Origin of the sequence: Mucilaginibacter boryungensis (assembly GCF_015221995.1) — a bacterium.
GTDB lineage: Bacteria > Bacteroidota > Bacteroidia > Sphingobacteriales > Sphingobacteriaceae > Mucilaginibacter > Mucilaginibacter boryungensis.
Genome location: NZ_JADFFM010000001.1, coordinates 2718969 through 2737560 on the forward strand (window position 1 = coordinate 2718969; position 18592 = coordinate 2737560).

The following is an 18592-nucleotide window of genomic DNA, read 5'->3' on the forward strand; positions in this document are numbered from 1 at the left end:
GAATTCCAGAACATTCCCTACTACATTTCCCATTTCACGCCGAAATTTGACCCCTATGCTATGCATGCATAAAAACTATACCGAATACCAATTTTAACTTTGGTATAAATTGATAAATTTTATATATTGATATTTTTAATTTTTAAAGAATATAATTCTATTAAATTTCCTTATTCGATATAATATTCTTATTTAAAAAAATCACTTTGCGCTATTGTCTCCGCAATCACATCTGCCTACCTTACAGATATACAAAATGTCATAAAACCTGATCTGCCAAAGCGTACAACTAAATAGTTTAAAACTCATTTAATGTACAGTTAAAATAACAGGTCAACCGAATAATATATATATACAAATACCGCATGAATCCGAAAACAACCGGCGAAGCCATAGAACTAAATAAGTATAGCAAAACCTTCACACAGGACCCTACCCAACCTGCCGCGCAAGCCATGTTATACGGTATTGGCTTAACGGATGATGACATGAAAAAAGCGCAGGTGGGCGTAGCCAGTATGGGTTACGATGGGAACACCTGTAATATGCACCTGAATGACCTGGCCAAGATTGTTAAAGAAGGCATCTGGGCCGAAGACCTGGTTGGTTTGATATTCCACACCATTGGTGTAAGCGACGGTATGAGCAACGGTACCGAGGGTATGCGTTACTCGCTTGTGAGCCGCGATATTATTGCCGATTCTATAGAAGCCGTAACCGGTGCGCAATATTATGATGGTTTAATTACCCTGCCGGGCTGCGATAAAAACATGCCCGGTTCTATTATGGCTATGGGCAGGTTAAACCGTCCCTCTATCATGGTATACGGTGGTACTATCAAGCCTGGCCATTATAAAGGTGAAGACCTGAACATCGTATCGGCTTTCGAGGCCCTTGGTAAGAAAATAGCCGGGCAAATTTCTCCTGAGGATTTTATGGGCGTAATTAAAAACGCTTGTCCAAGCGCTGGCGCTTGTGGCGGTATATATACAGCTAATACCATGGCTGCCGCTATCGAGGCTTTGGGCATGAGCTTACCTTACTCCTCTTCTAACCCGGCATTAAGCGCTGAGAAAAAAGCGGAATGCTTAGCTGCCGGCAAAGCTATTAAAATTCTGTTAGAGAAGGATATTAAACCAAGCGATATCATGACCCGCGAAGCATTTGAAAATGCTATTGTGGTAATTATGGTATTGGGCGGCAGCACCAACGCGGTATTGCACATGATAGCTATGGCTAAAAGCGTTGGCGTTAAATTAACCCAGGACGATTTCCAGGCGGTAAGTAACCGCATACCTGTATTAGCCGATATGAAGCCAAGCGGTAAATATATGATGGAAGACCTGCACAATATTGGCGGCGTGCCCGCGGTAATGAAATATTGCCTTGCGCAAGGCTGGTTACATGGCGATTGCCTGACCGTTACCGGCAAAACTATTGCCGAAAACCTGGCTGATGTACCTGAACTGGAGTTTAACGATCAAAAAATCATATGGCCGGTTGAAAAGCCGGTTAAAGCCACCGGCCACCTGCAAATACTTTACGGCAATATTGCTGAAGGTGGCAGCGTAGCCAAAATTAGCGGTAAAGAGGGAACCCATTTTGAAGGCCCTGCCCGCGTGTTTGATGGCGAATTTGAACTAATAGCTGGTATACAAAGCGGCCGAGTCAAAAAAGGTGATGTGGTGGTTATCCGCAACGTGGGCCCTAAAGGCGCGCCGGGTATGCCCGAAATGCTTAAACCAACATCGGCCATTTTTGGCGCGGGTTTGGGCAGTTCGGTAGCGTTAATTACCGATGGGCGTTTCAGTGGCGGCACACATGGTTTTGTGGTAGGCCACATCACCCCCGAAGCTTTTGATGGCGGTGCCATAGGGTTAATTAACGATGATGATAAGATCATTATTGACGCAACAACCAATAAGATCAATGTGATCTTATCCGACGAGGAGTTAGCCGCACGTAAAGCAGCCTGGCAACAACCGGCCCTTAAAGTAAGCAAAGGCCTGTTATACCGCTATGCAAAAACTGTAACATCGGCCGCGGAAGGCTGTGTGACGGATGAGATGTAAACCCCTAACCCCTGAAGGGGAATAGGATAACAAATTTAATAACTCGCTCTCCCCTTTAGGGGTCGGGGGGCAAAAAATATAATAACATGGATATAGCACAGCAGGAAATCGGTGAGATCACACAAACATCTGTGAAATCCCCGGCAATTGAACTATCAGGATCGGCGGCTTTATTAGAAGCGCTGATTGTCGAGGGTGTGGATACCATTTTTGGCTACCCCGGTGGTGCCATTATGCCTATATACGATGCCTTGTTCGATTACAAGGACAAATTAAACCACATACTGGTCCGCCACGAACAAGGCGGCATACACGCCGGTCAGGGTTATGCCCGCACATCAGGCAAGGTAGGTGTAGTATTTGCTACCAGCGGCCCCGGCGCAACCAACCTGGTTACCGGTTTAGCCGATGCGCAGATTGACAGCACTCCTTTGGTATGTATCACCGGCCAGGTATTCGCACACCTTTTAGGTACCGATGCCTTCCAGGAAACCGATGTGATTAACATTACTACCCCGGTTACCAAATGGAATTACCAGGTGACCGATGCCAACGAAATACCCGAGGTTATTGCTAAGGCATTTTATATTGCACGCAGCGGTCGCCCGGGGCCAGTGCTGATCGACATTACCAAGAATGCGCAGATACAGAAATTCAATTTTGAAGGCTATACCCCCTGCAATCATATCCGCAGCTACAGGCCAAAACCTATAGTACGCCCGGAATACATAAAGCAGGCAGCCGATCTGATCAACAGCGCTAAAAAACCATTTATCCTGTTTGGTCAGGGTGTGATTTTGGGCAGTGCCGAACAGGAATTCAAAGCCTTTGTAGAGAAAAGCGGTATTCCTGCCGCCTGGACGGTTTTAGGCGCTGGCGCTATCCCAACAGGTCACCCATTAAACGTTGGTATGCTGGGTATGCACGGCAACTATGGCCCGAACGTATTGACTAACGAATGTGATGTATTGATTGCTATAGGGATGCGCTTTGACGACCGTGTAACAGGCCGTTTAGATAAATATGCCAAGCAGGCTAAGGTTGTTCATTTGGATATTGACCCGGCGGAAATTGATAAAAACGTAAAATCGACTGTACCGGTTTGGGGAGACTGCAAGGAAACCCTACCGATGCTGACTGAACTAATCAAATCAAACGATCACTCAGCCTGGTTAGCAAAATTTAAGGAATACGAGCAGGAAGAAATTAACCAGGTGATCAATGCTGAGCTGAACCCGCAAAGCGGCGAAATGACCATGGGCGAAGTCATCAAACAACTAAACGACCTAACCCACGGCGAGGCTGTTATTGTGACCGATGTTGGTCAGCACCAAATGGTGGCTTGCCGTTATGCCCAGTTAAATAAAACGCGCAGCAACGTAACCAGTGGTGGTTTAGGCACTATGGGGTTTGCTTTGCCAGCGGCCATAGGCGCAAAATTTGGCGCGCAGGAACGCACTGTAGTAGCCGTAATTGGTGATGGCGGTTTCCAGATGACACTACAGGAAATGGGTACCATTATGCAATCAGGTATTGATGTGAAGATATTAATCCTGAACAATCGTTTCCTGGGTATGGTGCGCCAATGGCAGGAATTGTTTAACGAGCGCCGCTATTCTTTTGTAGATATCCAAAGTCCTGATTTTGTAATGGTGGCCAAAGGTTACGGTATTGATGGTAAATCAATCTCTGACCGTGCAGACCTGTCAGGCGCGCTGAAAGAAATGCTGGAACACAAAGGATCGTATCTGCTGGAAGTTATGGTAACTAAAGAGAATAATGTATTCCCAATGGTGCCGCAAGGTTGCAGCGTAAGCGAAATAAGGTTAAAGTAATCACACCCTAAATTAAAACAATGAGCGACCAAGATATCAAACAGGAATTTAACATTACGGTGTATACAGAAAACCAGATAGGCTTACTGAACCGTATTGCTATCATATTTACCCGCCGTAAGATCAATATCGACAGCCTGAATACTTCTCCATCGGAGATAGATAAGATCCACCGTTTCAATATTGTAATTACGGAATCGGAAGAAGTGGTACGCAAAATATCGCGCCAGATTGAAAAACAAGTGGAGGTGTTAAAAGTGTACTATCACACTAACGAGGATGTGATATGGCAGGAACTGGCCCTTTACAAAGTGGCGACAGATGTAATTGCGGAACAAGTAAGCGTTGAACGTTTATTGCGCGAGAATGGCGCCCGCGCGGTAGTGATCCGCAAGGATTACACAGTATTTGAAACCACAGGCCATCGTGAAGAAACTGACGCGTTAATTAAAATACTGCAACCTTACGGCCTAATTGAGTTTGTACGCAGCGCGCGTGTAGCCATTATTAAAGACAGCGAAGGCTTCAATTCTAAACTGCGTGAATTTGAGCGTTTGGAACCTGGTGAAGACGTAATAGAGAATGAATACCTGAACCAGGGACAAAAGGTGTTCAGTATGTAAGGCATCAGAGATTGGAGATTAGTTAATTAGAGATTAGTTGAAAATCTGTGGATCAAAAAAGTAATCAGAGTAATCAAAAAATAAAACAATAAAAATCATCGGTGAAATCAATCAAGCATCGGTGAAATCACAAATCAAAAAATCATGGCAAAACTAAATTTCGGCGGCACTGAAGAGAACGTAGTAACCCGCGAAGAGTTCCCGTTATCAAAAGCACAGGAAGTATTAAAAGATGAAGTTGTAGCGGTAATTGGCTACGGTGTTCAGGGTCCTGGCCAGGCGCTTAACCAAAAAGACAATGGTATTAACGTAATTGTTGGTCAGCGTAAAAATTCAAAAACATGGGACAAAGCAATCAGCGATGGCTTTGTTCCGGGCGAAACCCTTTTTGAAATTGAAGAAGCTTTAGAGCGTGGCACCATTATTTGCTACCTGCTAAGCGACGCGGCACAAATTGAACTTTGGCCAACTGTTAAAAAGCACCTTACCCCTGGTAAAGCCCTATATTTTTCTCACGGTTTTGGTATCACGTTTAAAGAGCAGACAGGCATTGTTCCCCCTGCCGATGTAGACGTGTTCCTGGTAGCGCCAAAAGGCTCAGGTACTTCACTGCGCCGTATGTTCCTGCAGGGTCGTGGCTTAAATTCAAGCTATGCTATCTTCCAGGATGCGACCGGAAAAGCTAAAGACCGTGTAATTGCTTTAGGCATTGCGGTAGGCAGCGGTTACCTGTTTGAAACTGATTTCCGTAAAGAAGTTTACAGCGATTTAACCGGCGAACGTGGTACCCTGATGGGTTGTGTGCAAGGTATTTTCGCTGCACAGTATGAAGTTTTGCGCAGCAAAGGCCACTCGCCTTCTGAAGCTTTCAACGAGACTGTTGAAGAGTTAACCCAGTCGTTAATGCCACTGGTAGCTGAAAACGGCATGGATTGGATGTACGCCAACTGCTCAACCACTGCACAGCGTGGCGCTTTGGATTGGTGGAAAAAATTCCGTGACGCTACCAAACCAGTATTTGAGGAATTATACGATAGTGTTGCTACAGGTAAAGAATCACAAAAATCTATCGATAGCAACAGCAAGCCAGATTATCGCGAGAAACTGGATGCAGAATTAAAAGAACTGCGCGATAGCGAAATGTGGCAAGCCGGTAAAACTGTACGTAGCTTACGCCCTGAGAACCAAGCTGTAGAAGCGTAATAGAGCCTCATCTAAATCCTCTCCAGAGGAGAGGATTTAAAAAATACTCGTCTCACTATTAGCCCCTCTCCTCTGGAGAGGGGTTGGGGTGAGGCTTAAAAAGCAAATAAACAATGGGACAAACATTATTTGATAAGATCTGGGATGCACATGTCGTCAGTAGCGCTGAAGGCTTTCCAGATATATTATATATCGATACACATTTCATCCACGAGGTTACCAGTCCGCAGGCATTTGATGGGCTACGTAAGCGTGGATTGCCTGTTTTCAGGCCAAAGCAAACTGTGGCAACAGCCGATCATAACGTGCCTACCTGGGACCAGCATCTGCCGATAAAGGAAGAGCTTTCGCGTTACCAGGTAGATATGCTGACCAAGAACTGTGCTGAGTTTGGTATTGAGCTTTATGGCTTAGGCCATCCCTTCCAGGGTATTGTGCACGTAATAGGGCCCGAATTAGGCATTACCCGCCCCGGTTGCACTTACGTTTGCGGCGACAGCCATACCTCAACCCATGGCGCCTTTGGCGCTATCGCGTTTGGTATAGGCACATCGCAGGTTGAACAGGTTTTGGCAACGCAATGCTTGCTGCAATCGCGCCCAAAACGCATGAAAATTGAAGTTAACGGCCAGCTGCAAAAAGGCGTTGGCGCTAAGGATATTATCCTATATATCATCTCTAAAATATCAGCCGCGGGCGGTACAGGCTACGCGGTTGAGTACGCTGGTGATACCATCCGCTCGTTAAGCATGGAAGGCCGTATGACCATCTGCAACATGAGTATTGAAATGGGCGCACGTTGCGGTTTGATAGCACCAGATGAAACAACCATTAACTACGTAAAAGGCCGCGAATTTGCCCCTAAAGGCGAGGCTTGGGATAAAGCGGTAGCTTACTGGCAAACACTTTACAGTGATGAAGACGCCGACTTTGATAAAGTATTAAGCTTTGACGCGGCGGATATTGAACCGATGATCACCTATGGTACTAACCCGGGCATGGGTATTGGCGTTACACAAAATGTACCAGCCACTACCGATGTGGAGAAAGCCGAGCAACCGTCTTACACCAAAGCCCTGAATTATATGGGTATCCACGATGCTGAGCCATTATTGGGCAAGCCTGTAGATTATGTATTTATTGGCAGCTGTACCAATTCGCGCATTGAAGATCTGCGCCAGGTGGCCGAGTTTGTTAAAGGTAAACACAAGGCCGATAACGTAACAGTTTGGGTAGTTCCCGGTTCAAAACAAGTACAGGAACAAGCCATACGCGAAGGGTTAGACAAAATATTTGAAGCCGCCGGCTTCCCTTTGCGTGAACCAGGTTGCAGCGCTTGTTTAGGCATGAACGAAGACAAGATACCTGCAGGTAAATACTGCGTATCTACATCAAACAGGAACTTTGAAGGCCGTCAGGGGCCAAACTCCCGCACGTTTTTAGCCAGTCCGCTTACTGCGGCCGCATCAGCAATAACTGGTGTGGTGACTGATATCCGTCAGTTTTTGAAAGAGGAGGAATTAGTATGAGTACCAAGATATTCAAACATATACAAAGCACGGTAGTTCCGGTTAATATCGAGAACATCGATACCGACCAGATCATCCCGGCCAGGTTCCTAAAAGCAACCACCCGCGATGGCTTTGGCAATAATCTGTTTCGCGATTGGCGCTTTGACGAGAATGATAATCCTAAACGGGATTTCATACTGAACGACCCACTTTACTCGGGCAAGATATTACTGGCTGCCAAAAACTTTGGTTGCGGCAGCAGCCGTGAGCACGCCGCCTGGGCCATTGCCGATTATGGTTTTGACGCCGTAGTGAGCAGCTTTTTCGCCGATATTTTTAAAGGCAATGCTTTGAATAACGGCCTACTACCCGTACAGGTAAGCGACGGGTTTTTAGCTAAACTATTTGCTGCCGTGGAAGCCGACCCGCATGCGCAAGTGGAGATTGACCTGGTAGATCAATTCATTAAAATATCTGCAACCGGCGAAATGGAAAACTTCGAGATCAATCCATACAAAAAAGCCTGCATGACCAATGGTTATGATGATATTGATTATGTGCTGAGCAAGAAGGAATTGATTGAAGAATTTGAAAGTAACAGGTAAATATTAACAAAGTACGTCATGTCGAACTCGTTTCGGCATGACGATATAAAATAACATGGCACTTAAAAAAAACATATTAGTAATACCCGGCGATGGCATAGGCCCCGAAGTTACCACCTGGGGTAAAGCCGTACTGGAAAAGATAGCCGAAAAGTTCGGTCACGAGTTTACTTATGGCGAGGCGTTAATGGGTCATGCAGGCATCGAGGCTACCGGCAACCCACTGCCTGATGAAACGTTGGCAAAAGCCAAAGCCAGCGATGCTATTCTGTTTGGCGCCATCGGTCACATTAAGTATGATAACGACCCATCGGCTAAAGTACGCCCTGAGCAGGGTTTATTAAAGATACGTAAGGAGCTTGGTTTATACGCCAACCTGCGCCCTATAATGCTGTTTGATGAACTGCTGGACGCATCGAGCCTGAAACCCGAGGTTTTGCGTGGCACCGATATCCTGTTCTTCCGCGAACTGACCGGCGACGTTTATTTCGGCGAAAAGAAACGCAGCGAAGACAGGAATACCGCATCCGACCTGATGATCTATCACCGTTATGAAGTAGAACGTATTGCCCGCAAGGCTTACGAGGCTGCCCGCGTGCGTAGCAAAAGGTTATGTTCGGTAGATAAGGCTAACGTATTGGAGGCATCACGCCTATGGCGCGAGGTGGTACAGGAACTGGCGCCACAATATCCTGATGTAGAAACAGAGCACATGTTTATCGATAACGCCGCCATGCAGCTGGTAAAAAACCCAAAGAAGTTTGATGTGGTACTTACTGCAAATCTTTTCGGCGATATCCTGACTGACGAAGCATCGCAAATTGCAGGTTCAATGGGGATGCTGGCTTCAGCTTCGGTTGGCGATGGTACAGGTTTCTTTGAACCTATCCATGGTTCGGCACATGATATTGCCGGGCAGGACAAAGCCAATCCGCTGGCCTCCATCCTATCGGTTGCCCTGATGCTGGAGATCAGCTTCGGCTTGAAAGAGGAAGCCAAACAGGTAACCGCAGCCATAGACAAGGTACTAAAAGACGGCTACCGCACCGGCGACATTGCCGATGCCAATACCGATAAAACAAAAATATTAGGCACCAAAGCCATGGGGCAAAAGGTGTTGGAGTTTTTATAATGTGCAGATGTGCGAATATGCAGATATGCAAATGAAAATGCCCCAATGACTAATGACTGCGAAGCAAATGACCAATGACTGAACAGATGAAATGGAACGCAGATTTATATGATTCAAAACATTCTTTCGTATTTCAATACGGCGAGAATGTGCTGGAATTACTTAATGTAAAACCGGGCGAGCATGTGCTTGATCTGGGTTGCGGTACAGGTTACCTGGCCAGTCAGATAAAAGCGCAGGGTGGCATAGTTATCGGTGCCGATGCGTCGCCGGAAATGATAGTGAAAGCAAAAACTGAATACCCTGATGTGGATTTTGTGGTAGTGGATGGTAAGTCATTCCATTTCGATGATCCGTTTGACGCTGTTTTTAGCAACGCCACATTACATTGGATAAAAGATGCTGATGCTGTTATAAAAAATGTTTACAACAGCCTTAAGCCAGGTGGCCGGTTTGTAGCCGAGATGGGTGGTAAAGGAAATATGGCGCAGATTATTGCAGCCACTACAACTGTGCTTGATAAGTATGGTTATGGCGCTAATAAAGCGAATAACCCCTGGTATTTCCCATCAACTGCGGAATACACTGCCAAACTTGAGGCCGCGGGCTTCAGGGTAACCTTTACCGCACATTTTGACAGGCCTACCCTATTGCAGGGCGGTCGCCAGGGTGTAGCCAAATGGCTGAATATGTTTGGCCCCTCGTTCTTTAAAAACATCCCGGAAACGGAACTAAAACAAATACTGGAAGAAATTACCGACATACTTGAACCTGATTATAATAAAGACGGCGAATGGTATGCGGATTATAAAAGATTGCGATTCATCGCTGTGAAGGAATAATAGGTTATACGTTGGACGTAATACGTTTTACGTCCAGCAATATTTAAACTAATAACGTAAAACGTACTACGTATCACGTACAACAAAAAAAGAAGACTATGTTACACGACCCCAACCGCGTTTATGTATTTGACACCACGCTGCGCGATGGCGAGCAAGTACCGGGCTGCCAATTGACAACCCCAGAAAAAATTGAAATTGCCCGCGAGCTGGAAGCGCTGGGCGTAGATATTATTGAAGCAGGCTTCCCTGTATCCAGCCCGGGTGATTTTTTAAGCGTAGTAGAAATATCGAAAGCTGTAAAAAACCCAACTGTTTGCGCGCTTACCCGTGCTAACAAAACGGACATTGATGTAGCAATAGAGGCGTTAAAATACGCTAAACATCCGCGTATACATACCGGCATCGGATCGTCAGACCAGCATATTAAACACAAATTTAACAGCACCCGCGAGGAGATTTTGGCCCGTGGCGTAGAAGCTGTTAAGTATGCCAAAAAATCTGTAGAAGATATTGAGTTTTATGCCGAGGATGCCGGTCGTGCCGATATCGCCTTCCTTGCACAAATGGTTGAAGCTGTTATTGCCGCTGGCGCTACAGTGGTTAACATCCCCGATACCAATGGCTATTGCCTTCCCGATCAGTATGGGAGCAAAATAGCTTACCTGAAAGAGCATGTGAAGAATATTGATAAAGCGATCATCTCTGTGCATTGCCATAACGATTTAGGTTTAGCCACCGCTAACTCTATAGCCGGCCTGCAAAACGGTGCCCGTCAAATTGAAGGCACTATTAACGGCATTGGCGAACGTGCAGGTAATACTTCTATTGAGGAAGTAGTGATGATCCTGAAAACGCATCATTCGCTTGGATTACATACCAACATTAACGCAAAGAATTTTTACGAAATGAGCCGTATGGTAAGCCAGCAAATGCGTATGCCGGTACAGCCAAACAAGGCCATTGTGGGCAGCAATGCCTTTGCACATAGTTCGGGCATACACCAGGATGGCTTCCTGAAAAACCGCGAGAACTACGAAATTCTGCGCCCTGAAGATGTGGGCTTCCCAAGCGCCAGCATAGTGCTAACCGCACGTAGTGGTCGCCATGCTTTAAAATTCCATTTAGAGCGTTTGGGCTTTAAGCTGGATAAGGACGAACTGAACGAGACATACAAAAACTTTTTAACATTGGCCGACAATAAGCTTGATATAGATGATAACGATCTGCAAAGCTTAATGGCACACCGCATGGTGAAACAAGCATAATGGAAACTGAAACTAAACATCAGCTGGATTTTGAATCGGCCTACGCGCGATTGAAGGATGTGGTAAAACGCACGCCTTTAGAATTTAACCAGCGATTATCTGACCGATACAATTGCGAAATATATTTGAAGCGCGAGGACCTTCAAATTGTGCGTTCGTACAAGTTGCGCGGCGCTTATAATATGATTAGTCAGTTGGGCGCTGATAAGCTGGTGAATGGTGTGGTTTGCGCCAGCGCGGGCAACCATGCACAGGGCGTAGCTTATTCCTGCAAAAAGCTGGGAATTAAAGGCGTAATTTTTATGCCTGAAATAACGCCTAAGCAAAAGGTAAAACAAACCGAAATGTTTGGCAACGGTAATATTGAGATTGTTTTAACCGGTGATACTTTTGACGATTGCCTGCACGAGGCGCTGGCTTATACTGAAGCGCACGAAATGACCTTTATCCCTCCATTTGATGATTACCGGGTGATAGAAGGACAAGGAACCGTAGGTGTGGAGATATTACAGGATCTGCCCGATGTTGAAGCTGTAATTATGCCCGTTGGCGGTGGCGGTTTATCTGCAGGCACGGGCAGTTACCTGAAGCAGCAAAACCCCAATATCCTTTTACTGGGTGTTGAACCCGAAGGTGCGCCATCAATGGTGGAAGCTATGCGCCAGGGGCAACCGGTTACTTTAGATAAGATAAACCGCTTTGTAGATGGTGCGGCAGTAAAACGTATTGGCCAGCTTACTTACGAGATTGGAAGCCGGATATTGGACGATATGCAGCTGGTACCCGAAGGCAAAGTATGTACATCCATTCTGAAATTATATAACGAAGATGCCATTGTGGTTGAACCTGCGGGCGCACTATCAGTAGCTGCGCTTGATGTTTACAAAGAACAGATAAAAGGCAAAAAGGTAGTTTGTATCGTCAGTGGCGGTAATAATGATATAGACCGTATGCAGGAGATCAAAGAAAAATCGTTGTTGTATGAAGGTTTGAAACATTACTTCATCATCACCTTCCCGCAACGCCCGGGAGCATTGAAGCTATTTGTAAATAGTGTACTTAGCCCTACCGATGATATTACCCGCTTTGAATTTATCAAAAAAACCGAACGTGAAAGTGGCCCTGCCCTGGTAGGCATCGAACTAAAATCGGCTGATGATTATGATGGACTGTTGCAACGTATGTATGCCCATCGCTTCGGTGTTAAGGTATTGAACGAGGACCCAACCTTGTTTGAGTATTTGGTGTAACCCGGTTTTATCATCGTAAGCGTAGCGTAGCAATCTCGTAGTAAGCGACTCAAATCACGGGATTGCCGCGCCGCTCTACCCCACAGTCTTTGGCTTTTACAATGACAAGGAAAATACTAAATATTTTAGTATTTTCCTTGTATATTCAAATTCATCTGCTTACTTTTCGGCATTATTCAAAAACATTGCATTAATGTCGGTAACAATTACCTTAAATAAAGAACAAACGCTGGCATTTAAGGCTATTAAAAAGTTTTTGGAACATCCGTCGGCCGATACTTTTGTACTGAAAGGTTACGCAGGCACGGGCAAAACCTTCCTGATGCAGCACCTGGGTAAATGGCTGGAGGAAGAAAAACTAAGTTTCCGTATGCTGGCGGCTACCGGAAGGGCAGCATCGGTACTGCGGGGTAAAACCGGCTTCGATACAAAGACCGTACACAGCGAAATATATAACTTTAGCAAAGTAGAAGGGCTGGAAAGCGCAGCGGTTAAAGGCAACGACCCAGCTAACAACGCACAAATGAGTATGCAATTTCTTTTGCGTATACCCGATGAGGGCAAGATACTTTACATTGTAGACGAAGCCTCAATGATGTCGGGTGAACAAAGCGGGCGCGATGATCACTTTGCCAGCTTCGGTTCAGGCGTATTATTAGACGATCTGTTTGAAGTGGCTGGTAAAAATAAGATCATCTTTGTAGGCGATCCGTGTCAGTTGCCCCCTGTTGGCCAAAAATTAAGTCCGGCGCTGGATATGGATTGGCTGGCTAAAAAGAACCGGACAGCTATTTCCTTCACCCTGCAAAAAATAGAACGTACTGATGCAGGGAATGATGTATTGAAATTGGCCAGTGCCGTTCGGGCCATGGGCAGCGAATACTCGGCTAACCGGTTTATTAAAATACCTGCCGCAGGATTAAATAATGTAAAACTGCATCAATCTACCCAAAGTATGTTTAGGGTGTATTCCGAACTATACCGCAAAACCGGGCCAAATCAAACACTGGCTATTGCCCGCAGCAATAAGCTGGTGCAAAACATTAACAAAGCTATGCGCCGCGATTTGCATGGCAGTCAGCATATTCCTTTAAAAACCGGCGATGTGTTGCTGGTAACCCAAAACAACTACAAAATACCGCTCACCAATGGCGATTTTGTGACCGTGCTTGCACTGGGCGAATATAAAAGCCGCATGGAGCTACGTTTTCAAAAAGTAAGAATAAAAGCTCATGCGTCGGACATTGAGTATGATACACTCCTATCACTTGATGCATTGGATAGTGAAAAAGGAACATTGGATACAGAACAGCAAAAATTGCTGATGATTGATTTTAATAACCGGATGAATATTAAAGACATTAAATCTAATAGTGCCGAATATAAAAAGAACTGGAAAGACGATGAATATTTGAACTGTATCCGGGCCAGTTATGGTTACGGGGTAACCTGCCATAAATCGCAGGGCGGCGAATGGAACGAGGTATTTTTGTTTCTTGATAAAAGCATGTATGGCATGGATGTGCCCGAACTTTGCAAATGGTGGTACACCGCTATTACCCGTGCCAAAACACAATTAAATTTGGTAAAAGATTGGTGGGTGGTATAGTACATTAATCCTTTCGGGAATCTTCTCTTGGTAAGCCTGCCAATTTGACAACCTTACAGTCTTTGGAACGGGCATTGATAGTGTGCTTGTATTAATCGTACAAACACATAAACAATAATATTATGCAAGAAAAAGGCACCATTTCGATTCACACCGAAAACATCTTCCCTATCATTAAAAAATTCCTGTATTCTGATAATGAGATATTTCTGCGCGAACTGGTATCAAACGCTGTTGATGCTACCCAAAAGGTAAAGCGCCTGGCTTCGTTAGGTCAATACAGCGGCGAACTGGGTAACTTACAGGTAGAGGTATCCTTTGATGAAAAGGCAAAAACTATTACCATATCCGATAACGGTTTGGGTATGACTGCCGACGAGATCAAAAAATATATTAATCAGATCGCGTTCTCGGGCGCTACCGAGTTTATGGAGAAATTCAAAGAGGCTAAAGATGCAAATGAGATCATCGGGCGCTTTGGTTTAGGTTTCTACTCGGCATTTATGGTAGCCGATGAGGTAGAGATCGACACCTTATCGTACCAGGAAGGCGCCGAGCCAGCGCATTGGACTTGCGATGGCAGTACCGAATTTGAAATAAGCACAGGCAAACGCACAACCCGCGGTACCGATATTATCCTGCATATTAACGCCGAATCAGAAGAGTTCCTAAGCAAATACAAACTACAGGAGATACTGGATAAATACGCCAAATTCCTTCCGGTGCCAATTAAGTTTGGTACTAATACCGAGCAGGAACCGGATGGCGAAGATGCTGACGGCAAACCAAAAACAAAGGATGTTGAGGTTGATAACATTATCAACGATACCAACCCTATCTGGACGAAGCAACCGTCTGAATTGAAAGACGAAGATTACCTGAACTTTTATAAAGAATTATATCCATTTAGCGAAGAGCCTTTATTTTGGATACATCTAAATGTTGATTATCCGTTTAACCTTACCGGCGTGTTATACTTCCCTAAGGTGAAGAATGACTTTGAGTTCCAGAAAAACAAGATCAAATTGTTCTCGCGCCAGGTATTTATCACCGATGAGGTTAAAGATATCGTCCCTGAATTCCTAATGCTGTTACACGGAGTTATCGATTCACCTGATATCCCGCTGAATGTATCGCGCAGCTTCCTGCAGGCAGATAGCAACGTAAAAAAGATCAACAGCTATATCACCAAAAAAGTAGCTGACAAACTTTCAGACTTGTTTAAAGCCGACCGCGCCGGTTATGAAGAAAAATGGAGCGACATTGGCCTGTTTGTTAAATACGGTATTATTAGCGAAGATAAGTTTTACGATAAAGCTAAAGACTTTGTATTGCTGACCAGCACCCAGGATAAAAAGAACTACACGCTTGATGAGTACAAAGACAAGGTAAAAGATGCGCAAACCGACAAAGACGGGCAATTGGTTTACATTTACACTAATGACCCGGCCAAGCAGGACGCCTTTATCCAGTCGGCTAATAAAAAGGGCTATGATGTATTGTTGATGAACTCGCCTATCGATAACCATTTCATTAGCCATTTAGAGCAGAAGCTGGAAAAAACTTCGTTGAAGCGTGTGGATGCTGATGTTGCTGATAAACTGATTAAGAAAGATGATGCTCCGGCACATGTTTTAACTGAAGAACAAAGCACCCAGGTAAAAACCATTTTCGATACGGCTATAAACAAACCAGCTTACAAAGTTGAGTTGGAAAGCCTTAACCCTGATGAGTTACCGGTAACCGTTACTATGGACGAGTTTATGCGCCGCATGAAAGATATGGCAGCCATGGGCGGCGGTATGGGCTTTTATGGTAATATGCCCGATAATTATAAAGTTGTAGTGAACGGTAACCACAAACTGATTACCCGCATCCTGCAAACTGAAGACACCGAAGAGCAGTCGCGCCTGGCTAAACAAGCGTTTGACCTGGCCCTGCTATCACAAGGTTTATTAACCGGCGCTGAGTTGACCGAGTTTGTGAACCGCAGTGTAAGTATGATATAAGTACGGTAATAAGTCTCCATACCTAATGTCATTTCGAACGAGGTACGGGGAGAAATTTTATACTTTCGATTTTAACATCGTATAAGATTTCTCCCTTCGTTCGAAATGACATTTATTGTTTTAAGGCTGCTTTTTTCTTTAAACTCTTCTACCTAAATTTAATCTAACAGGTTAACACAAAATATTTCACTGCATGTTATGGAAAGCAACGCCTTACTGCATCCTAACGTAAACTATATAACCATGAAAGTATTAAAAACAATTTTAATTGTGCTGGCTTTATTTATGGTTTGCGCAATTGACCATCAAAGCGTGGCGCAAACTACCCGTCAGGACAAGAGGGCCGCAAAAGAATCTGAAATGAAGAAAGTGCTGGAAAGCAAAAACTTTACGTTCACGGCGCAATCAGTAAACCCAATGCGTGGTGCCACGCGCACATTAACATCCGAGTACGACTTGAGGATCACACCGGATACAGTGATAGCTTACCTTCCATTTTTTGGCCGCGCTTATACAGCGCCAATTGATCCGAATGAAGGGGGAATAAAGTTTACATCAACCAAATTTAGCTATAGCGCGCAGCTTAAAAAGAATGGCTATCAGATAATTATTAAACCTGCCGATACAAAAGATGTGAGGCAAATGGTATTGGATGTGTCTTTTAGTGGTTATGGCACGCTAAGCATTACTAACCTTAACCGCGACCCTATTTCGTTTTACGGAACTGTGGATGCTAATAAAAAGCCTAAAAAGTGATTGTATGATATTCATAACCGCAAAAACAAAAAATGTAATTGCATTATACTATTTGTTTTATCTTGTGGTGGTATGAAAAAGTTGTTATTCATTTTAATGTTGCTTAGTGCAACAACCTTCGCGCAGGAAAAAGTAAAGCAAACCTATCAGTTCAGTATTACGGGTAAGGTAAAAAAGGAATCGGTTATCACCATGGACTCTTTAAAGCAGTACCCCATTAAAAATTTGGGCGATATTAAAGTGACCGACCACCTGGGCAACTTTAAACACCAGGATGAACAATTAAAAGGCATATTGCTGAAAGATATACTTAGCCATACCACCTACGCTGTAGCGAGCCCTAAGCTGCTTAGCACCGTATACTTTGTATGCTCGGGATCTGACGGCTACAGGGTGGTATATTCCTGGAACGAATTGTACAATACCTCTGTGGGTGATAACGTATTCATTATTATGGAGAAGAATGGTGTTAAAATTGATAAAATGCCGGAAAGCATCCAAATGACGTCATATACAGATTATAAAACCGGCCGCAGGTATTTGCATAATTTAAACAAGATCGTGATCAGCGTGGCAGAGTGATCATTGCGCCTCAATATAAAGTTCTTGTGTAGCAATCCCTTCCAATTCCTGTGGATTGTGGCTTACAATAATCACCGTTGTATTAAGCTCTTTCCATAAAACTTTCAACTCGGCTAATAAACTTGTTTTGGTTTTTTGGTCTAACGCACTGAAGGGCTCGTCCATTAATAGCAAGGCGGGTTTAATGGTTAGCGCACGCAAAATAGCCAGTCGTTGCTGCTGTCCGCCTGAAAGGTATTCGGGTTTACGGTCGGCCAGGCCATCCAGCCCTCCTATTTTTAATAACTGGTTTATCCATTGAGTATCGTTAGTAGCATATTCCAAATGCTGCCTCACCGTCATATTGGGGAACAAGGCATAATGTTGAAAAACAAAGCCTAACCGACGTTTTTGTGTCGATAAAAATATCCCTGCAGATGTATCCAGCCATATCCTGTTGTTCACCGCGATCCTGCCTTCTTCCGTAGACATTAACCCTGCTAATATTTTTAAAAATGTAGATTTACCTGCCCCGGAAGGCCCATGGATAATAACAACACTACCCGTAGATGCCTGTAATTTTACCCGCAGACTAACCTGGCCACTGCCCGACCGCAATTTTTTATGGATGTTAGCGGCTATCATTCCAACGGGCTTTTGGTGCGGTTACGGTTAAGAACAAAAACAACTGTTACAATTATAAAGGTAAAAGCAAACATCAGCAATGAATAATTATTGGCGTTACGATAATCCATGCTCTCCACAGCATCGTATACGGCAATGGATGCCACCTTGGTAACGCCGGGGATATTGCCACCTATCATTAGCACTACGCCAAATTCGCCCATAGTATGTGCAAACGTCATTACCATGGCAGTTAATACCGACGATTTGATATTGGGCAATAATATTCTTAAAACCGTTTCCCGTTCTGATTTACCTAAGGTATACGATGCCTGGGCCAACGATGCTGGTATTTGCTGCAAGGCGGATTTAATTGGCCCTATCATAAACGGCATACTATAAATTACCGATGACAACACCAGGCCCTGGAAAGAAAAAACAAACTGGATATTAAAAGTATGATGCAACCATTTGCTTATACCATGCTGCGGACTGAATGCTAACAATAAATAAAAACCCAGTACCGATGGTGGTAAAACAAGGGGCATAGTGATCAGCGATTCCAGAATAACCCTGAGTAGGGAACGGCCCTTACTTAGCCAGTAGGCCAGCGGTAAACCAATTAGTAATAATATCAGGGTTGTTATTGTTGCCAGTTTTATTGACAACCATATTGGTGACCAATCCATTAA

General features: G+C 44.5%; 16 protein-coding genes. 14 read left to right on the plus strand and 2 right to left on the minus strand.

What is annotated here, in order from left to right; genetic code table 11:
- The first annotated feature begins 365 nt into the window (after positions 1 to 365).
- From ilvD to IRJ18_RS11530, 14 genes are all read left to right on the plus strand, one after another.
- Complete coding sequence (ilvD, locus tag IRJ18_RS11465) at positions 366 to 2072, plus strand: dihydroxy-acid dehydratase (RefSeq protein WP_194106338.1); 1707 nt, start codon at positions 366 to 368, stop codon at positions 2070 to 2072.
- Between the two features lie 86 nt (positions 2073 to 2158).
- Positions 2159 to 3907: a biosynthetic-type acetolactate synthase large subunit gene (ilvB, locus tag IRJ18_RS11470; protein ID WP_194106339.1), complete on the plus strand. Its 1749-nt coding sequence runs from the start codon at positions 2159 to 2161 to the stop codon at positions 3905 to 3907.
- A gap of 20 nt (positions 3908 to 3927) precedes the next feature.
- Positions 3928 to 4530, plus strand: coding sequence for an acetolactate synthase small subunit (gene ilvN, locus IRJ18_RS11475; RefSeq protein WP_194106340.1), 603 nt, complete (start codon positions 3928 to 3930; stop codon positions 4528 to 4530).
- A gap of 144 nt (positions 4531 to 4674) precedes the next feature.
- Positions 4675 to 5733: a ketol-acid reductoisomerase gene (gene ilvC, locus IRJ18_RS11480; RefSeq protein WP_194106341.1), complete on the plus strand. Its 1059-nt coding sequence runs from the start codon at positions 4675 to 4677 to the stop codon at positions 5731 to 5733.
- Positions 5734 to 5846: 113 nt separating this feature from the next.
- Positions 5847 to 7262: a 3-isopropylmalate dehydratase large subunit gene (gene leuC / locus IRJ18_RS11485; protein ID WP_194106342.1), complete on the plus strand. Its 1416-nt coding sequence runs from the start codon at positions 5847 to 5849 to the stop codon at positions 7260 to 7262.
- Positions 7259 to 7849 (plus strand): 3-isopropylmalate dehydratase small subunit, encoded by a 591-nt coding sequence (leuD, locus tag IRJ18_RS11490; protein WP_194106343.1) that lies wholly within the window; start codon positions 7259 to 7261, stop codon positions 7847 to 7849. The genes leuC and leuD overlap by 4 nt, the downstream gene beginning before the upstream one ends.
- 55 nt (positions 7850 to 7904) lie before the next feature.
- Complete coding sequence (gene leuB, locus IRJ18_RS11495) at positions 7905 to 8981, plus strand: 3-isopropylmalate dehydrogenase (RefSeq protein WP_194106344.1); 1077 nt, start codon at positions 7905 to 7907, stop codon at positions 8979 to 8981.
- Positions 8982 to 9067: 86 nt separating this feature from the next.
- Positions 9068 to 9823 (plus strand): class I SAM-dependent methyltransferase, encoded by a 756-nt coding sequence (locus IRJ18_RS11500; protein WP_194106345.1) that lies wholly within the window; start codon positions 9068 to 9070, stop codon positions 9821 to 9823.
- A gap of 98 nt (positions 9824 to 9921) precedes the next feature.
- Positions 9922 to 11091, plus strand: a complete 1170-nt coding sequence (locus IRJ18_RS11505; protein ID WP_194106346.1) for a 2-isopropylmalate synthase — start codon at positions 9922 to 9924, stop codon at positions 11089 to 11091.
- The gene (gene ilvA, locus IRJ18_RS11510) at positions 11091 to 12341 is read left to right on the plus strand and encodes a threonine ammonia-lyase IlvA (protein WP_194106347.1); all 1251 of its coding nucleotides are present in this window, start codon (positions 11091 to 11093) and stop codon (positions 12339 to 12341) included. The genes IRJ18_RS11505 and ilvA overlap by 1 nt, the downstream gene beginning before the upstream one ends.
- Positions 12342 to 12534: 193 nt before the next feature.
- Entirely contained in the window at positions 12535 to 13950 is a 1416-nt protein-coding gene (locus tag IRJ18_RS11515) for an ATP-dependent DNA helicase (protein ID WP_194106348.1), read from the plus strand.
- A 122-nt stretch (positions 13951 to 14072) separates the two neighbouring features.
- A complete protein-coding gene (htpG, locus tag IRJ18_RS11520; RefSeq protein WP_194106349.1) occupies positions 14073 to 15959 on the plus strand; it encodes a molecular chaperone HtpG in 1887 nt (628 codons plus the stop codon).
- 243 nt (positions 15960 to 16202) lie between these two features.
- Positions 16203 to 16715 (plus strand): DUF4251 domain-containing protein, encoded by a 513-nt coding sequence (locus tag IRJ18_RS11525; protein ID WP_194106350.1) that lies wholly within the window; start codon positions 16203 to 16205, stop codon positions 16713 to 16715.
- A 72-nt stretch (positions 16716 to 16787) separates the two neighbouring features.
- The gene (locus tag IRJ18_RS11530; RefSeq protein ID WP_194106351.1) at positions 16788 to 17297 is read left to right on the plus strand and encodes a molybdopterin-binding protein; all 510 of its coding nucleotides are present in this window, start codon (positions 16788 to 16790) and stop codon (positions 17295 to 17297) included.
- Here the strand turns inward: IRJ18_RS11530 and IRJ18_RS11535 are convergent, their stop codons facing one another.
- Complete coding sequence (locus tag IRJ18_RS11535) at positions 17298 to 17921, minus strand: ATP-binding cassette domain-containing protein (RefSeq protein ID WP_194106352.1); 624 nt, start codon at positions 17919 to 17921, stop codon at positions 17298 to 17300. It lies immediately after the preceding gene.
- The gene (gene modB / locus IRJ18_RS11540) at positions 17918 to 18589 is read right to left on the minus strand and encodes a molybdate ABC transporter permease subunit (RefSeq protein ID WP_194106353.1); all 672 of its coding nucleotides are present in this window, start codon (positions 18587 to 18589) and stop codon (positions 17918 to 17920) included. The genes IRJ18_RS11535 and modB overlap by 4 nt, the downstream gene beginning before the upstream one ends.
- Positions 18590 to 18592: the final 3 nt, after the last annotated feature.

What these genes read in the sequence shown, in the direction of transcription:
- ilvD (WP_194106338.1), top strand. Translation starts at nt 366, where the DNA reads ATGAATCCGAAAACAACCGGCGAAGCCATAGAACTAAATAAGTATAGC.
- ilvB (WP_194106339.1), top strand. Translation starts at nt 2,159, where the DNA reads ATGGATATAGCACAGCAGGAAATCGGTGAGATCACACAAACATCTGTG.
- ilvN (WP_194106340.1), top strand. Translation starts at nt 3,928, where the DNA reads ATGAGCGACCAAGATATCAAACAGGAATTTAACATTACGGTGTATACA.
- ilvC (WP_194106341.1), top strand. Translation starts at nt 4,675, where the DNA reads ATGGCAAAACTAAATTTCGGCGGCACTGAAGAGAACGTAGTAACCCGC.
- leuC (WP_194106342.1), top strand. Translation starts at nt 5,847, where the DNA reads ATGGGACAAACATTATTTGATAAGATCTGGGATGCACATGTCGTCAGT.
- leuD (WP_194106343.1), top strand. Translation starts at nt 7,259, where the DNA reads ATGAGTACCAAGATATTCAAACATATACAAAGCACGGTAGTTCCGGTT.
- leuB (WP_194106344.1), top strand. Translation starts at nt 7,905, where the DNA reads ATGGCACTTAAAAAAAACATATTAGTAATACCCGGCGATGGCATAGGC.
- IRJ18_RS11500 (WP_194106345.1), top strand. Translation starts at nt 9,068, where the DNA reads ATGAAATGGAACGCAGATTTATATGATTCAAAACATTCTTTCGTATTT.
- IRJ18_RS11505 (WP_194106346.1), top strand. Translation starts at nt 9,922, where the DNA reads ATGTTACACGACCCCAACCGCGTTTATGTATTTGACACCACGCTGCGC.
- ilvA (WP_194106347.1), top strand. Translation starts at nt 11,091, where the DNA reads ATGGAAACTGAAACTAAACATCAGCTGGATTTTGAATCGGCCTACGCG.
- IRJ18_RS11515 (WP_194106348.1), top strand. Translation starts at nt 12,535, where the DNA reads ATGTCGGTAACAATTACCTTAAATAAAGAACAAACGCTGGCATTTAAG.
- htpG (WP_194106349.1), top strand. Translation starts at nt 14,073, where the DNA reads ATGCAAGAAAAAGGCACCATTTCGATTCACACCGAAAACATCTTCCCT.
- IRJ18_RS11525 (WP_194106350.1), top strand. Translation starts at nt 16,203, where the DNA reads ATGAAAGTATTAAAAACAATTTTAATTGTGCTGGCTTTATTTATGGTT.
- IRJ18_RS11530 (WP_194106351.1), top strand. Translation starts at nt 16,788, where the DNA reads ATGAAAAAGTTGTTATTCATTTTAATGTTGCTTAGTGCAACAACCTTC.
- IRJ18_RS11535 (WP_194106352.1), bottom strand. Translation starts at nt 17,921, where the DNA reads ATGATAGCCGCTAACATCCATAAAAAATTGCGGTCGGGCAGTGGCCAG.
- modB (WP_194106353.1), bottom strand. Translation starts at nt 18,589, where the DNA reads ATGGATTGGTCACCAATATGGTTGTCAATAAAACTGGCAACAATAACA.